This is a genomic window from Massilia aquatica (assembly GCF_011682045.1).
Classification (GTDB): domain Bacteria; phylum Pseudomonadota; class Gammaproteobacteria; order Burkholderiales; family Burkholderiaceae_D; genus Telluria_A; species Telluria_A aquatica.
The window spans coordinates 1-3,382 of sequence record NZ_VVIW01000064.1; the positions used below are offsets into that span (position 1 = coordinate 1).

At 58.0% G+C, this 3,382-nt stretch carries 2 protein-coding genes and 1 rRNA gene; 2 read left to right on the plus strand and 1 reads right to left on the minus strand.

Going from position 1 to position 3,382, the window contains the following annotated elements; translation table 11 throughout:
- Positions 1-294: 294 nt before the first annotated feature.
- Both F1609_RS33850 and F1609_RS33855 read left to right on the plus strand, forming a co-directional pair.
- A complete protein-coding gene (locus F1609_RS33850) occupies positions 295-1,272 on the plus strand; it encodes a DUF2157 domain-containing protein (RefSeq protein WP_167082328.1) in 978 nt (325 codons plus the stop codon).
- Positions 1,269-2,870: a GDYXXLXY domain-containing protein gene (locus F1609_RS33855; RefSeq protein WP_167082330.1), complete on the plus strand. Its 1,602-nt coding sequence runs from the start codon at positions 1,269-1,271 to the stop codon at positions 2,868-2,870. Before F1609_RS33850 ends, F1609_RS33855 begins: the two co-directional genes overlap by 4 nt.
- A 413-nt stretch (positions 2,871-3,283) precedes the next feature.
- Here F1609_RS33855 and rrf read toward each other — a convergent pair.
- Positions 3,284-3,382 (minus strand): 5S ribosomal RNA (rrf, locus tag F1609_RS33860); the annotation flags it as partial.

Genomic DNA, 3,382 nt, shown 5'->3' on the forward strand with positions numbered 1-3,382 from the left:
ATCGACTGTTAATTGTTAAAGAACTTATTCGGTATTTCCATCTTGCCGCATGGTACGAAGCGTTGTGTTCGTTGCAGCAGAGAGGTGAGATTATGCAGCGTTTCGCGTTTCTCGTCAACCTCTTTTTTACTACCGCGCCTCCTTGGAGACGGCCCTGACAGTCTGCTAACTACTTGATTTCGTTAACCCTTTCTGCGGGGAGGCGAACTATAGCAAAGCTTCTTATTTGTTGGCAAGTGTTTTCTATGCAAAGCCGGGTAGACTCCTCCATACCTCCAACATTGAATGAATATTATGGATATTGGCCTGTCGCTTTTACAGATTTCCGCATCCCATGCACTGAACGACGAGCAGCATCGACAGCTCCGCCAACTGTCCGGCCTCGACGACGAGCCGGCCAACCTGGTCCGGCTTTTTCGTATCAGCCTGGCTCTCATTGCGGCGTCGTTGATCGGCCTTGGAATTATTTTCTGGATTGCGGCGAACTGGGATTCACTTGCACGCGCGACCCGCTTTATCCTGTTGCAGGGCGTGGTGGTGATCATGTGCATTGGCGCGTATGCACGACCCGCTGCACGGATTCCGCTGGCCCTGCTCGCGCTGCTCGCTATCGGTGCGGTGTTCGCATACTTCGGCCAGACCTACCAGACAGGCGCCGATCCCTGGCAACTGTTTGCCCTATGGGCGCTGCTGGGCCTGCCTTTATGCCTTTCTGTGCGACACGACGCCCTGTGGACGCCGTGGGCCTTGATTGCCATGACCGCAATTTCGCTCTGGCTACATGCGAACATGGGACATCGCTGGCATTTGGACCAGCGCGAAATCCACTTTCAGGTGACAGCTTGCATTGGCGGCTTGACGATCGCTGCGCTGCTCAGCCCTCTGTTTGCGCAGTGGACTGGCGCCGGACGCTTGTCCATGCGCGTGGCCGTCACGCTCGCGGTAATCAGCGTCGCGCTGCTTGGGATTGCCGGCCTGGTGAGTTCGGAGATATCAGGACAATTTTGGCTGGCCCTGTTCATGTTGACGATCGCCGCTGCGGCGTTCATATCGCATCGCCTATTCGATGTATTTTCCCTGAGCGGCATCGGGCTGGCATTGAATATTCTCCTGATTGGACTACTGGCGCACATGGTCAACCTCGATAGCGCGCGCTGGTCCATTCCAATGCTGCTGTTCCTTGGCCTCGCAGCTGCCGGCTTGCTGGCCGCGACCGTGAGCGCCATTCTCAAACTGTCGGAGCGTGCCACGCTCAATGGCGGTGCGAAATGAGCCGCCCACTCGACCAGATGATCGCCGATGCGATTGCCGCCGGCGTTTTGCCGCCCTCCGCCGCAGTTATCCGGCACGAGGCGCATCGTCCTTGGCCAGTTGTGTTGTTGACCGCGCTCGGAGCCTGGTTGGCGGCCCTTCCATTAATGGGCATCATTTTTCTGATTTGTGACGACTTTGTCAGCCGGAGCAGAAGCGCTTTGTATCCTATCTCGCTCGTGCTCTGCGGCGGCGCAATTTACATTCTGCGCCGCGCCTCTCTGCCCCTGTTCGTCGAACAGCTGTCAATTCCAGCATTACTGACCGGCGCAGCGACCATGAGCGTGGCGTTCTACTTCGACCTGTCGACGCATGAGGCCTCACTCAGCGTCGCCTTGCTGGCGATGGTCCTGGCCGTCCTGATTCCGCGCAACTGGTTGCGTGTGCTGCTGGGCGCGCAAGCCTGCGCCTTCATTATCGTGGCAATGATCGCGCTTTACACCAACGACATTCGCGACCGCGATCATTTCTGGATTGTGGTGCATGGTGCGGTGGTGATCTGGCTCGTTACCGACTTTGTGCAGCGACAATTTCTGCGCAGTGTATTCATTGACCGGGTGGCCACCGGGTGGGTACTCACTCTCATCGCATGCCTTGCACTCTGGACAGGAATGACATTCATGGTTGGCGCCGCGATCGATGGCGCTCCGGTCGGCACGACGGCGCCGCTGTCGCAACGGTTGGCGTTTTTTGCCCAATGCACATCAGCGGCAATGATCCTTGCCGGGGCGGCCTGGCTGGCCAGGTGCTGGCCGGCGTTACGCAAACCCTGGTACGGACTCACAATTGCAGTGTTGACGGGACTGGCGGTACTGATGCCGTCACTCGGCGCAATTTTGCTGATTTTCGCCGTGTTCGCGAGCGCCGGTCGCTGGCGCATTGCGGCGGCAGCGGCAGCGGCGGCCGCATGGGCTACCGGTGCGCTGTATTATCAGCTGGCATATCCGCTGGCGACCAAGGCGCTATTGCTGATCGGCGCCGGCGCGCTGTTTGGCCTGATTGCCTGGCTTGCCATTCGCGAGGGCGAACCGGTAATCTCCAGCGCCGGCGCCGCCCCTGTGCCACCGGATTCGACAGCGCGCCGGATCGGCATTGCAGTAACGGCGCTCGGGGTACTCGCCATCGCCAATATCGGCATCTGGCAAAAGGAATCGCTGATTTCTCACGGTCGTCCTATTCTGGTTGAACTGGCCCCTGTCGATCCGCGCTCGATCATGCAGGGCGATTACATGCGCTTGAATTTCAAATTGCCGCAAGCGATAGCAGAGACAGGTGCGGTGGAAACGGGAGGCGAGCGATTGATGGTTGCCGGCAAGGTCAACGAGAATGGAGTTGCGGAGCTGACACGCCTATACGATGGCAGGCCGCTTGCACCAGGCGAGATCACTATCGAACTGACCCCGCGCCACGGCGGTTATACGGTAGTGACCGATGCGTGGTACTTCCAGGAAGGCGAGGCGAAACGGTGGGAAGCGGCAAAGTACGGCGAATTCCGCGTCGATGCGAATGGAAAAGCACTACTCGTTGGCATGCGCGGCGCGCATCTCGAGCCGCTCTGATGCGAGAGCAGGAGTGCGCGTCTCACTAATCGGATTCAAGCTGTGCCCGGGGCGACGCATCTGGCGAAAGTACCGGGCCGTGGAAGGTGCGCGCGCGTCGGGCGGCGTGTACCTTGACGGTACCCTGGCGTGTGCAGTTGTTAATGCGCTTTCCTGGCCGCAGGACGCAGTAGCTTGAATTCGGACGCCGCGTTGGATATCGAGCTCAGATTTAATGCAAGCGATGTTCATGGCGGCAAGCGCCACATACTTTCTTGTGGTGTTTCGCTTATCGAATGTAGATCGACATGCGGCCCTGTTCGAAGAGAAAACTTCCCGATCAATACAAAAACGCGGACGAAAAAAAACCCCGGTTTGCACTAAGCGCGATCTTGAGCGCGCTTAAGCTTACCGGGGTCTTTCTCTTATAACTAGCCTGACGATGACCTACTTTCACACTGGTTGCAGCACTATCATCGGCGTAAAATCGTTTCACGGTCCTGTTCGGGATGGGAAGGGGTGGTACCGATTTA

What these genes read in the sequence shown, in the direction of transcription:
- F1609_RS33850 (WP_167082328.1), top strand. Translation starts at nt 295, where the DNA reads ATGGATATTGGCCTGTCGCTTTTACAGATTTCCGCATCCCATGCACTG.
- F1609_RS33855 (WP_167082330.1), top strand. Translation starts at nt 1,269, where the DNA reads ATGAGCCGCCCACTCGACCAGATGATCGCCGATGCGATTGCCGCCGGC.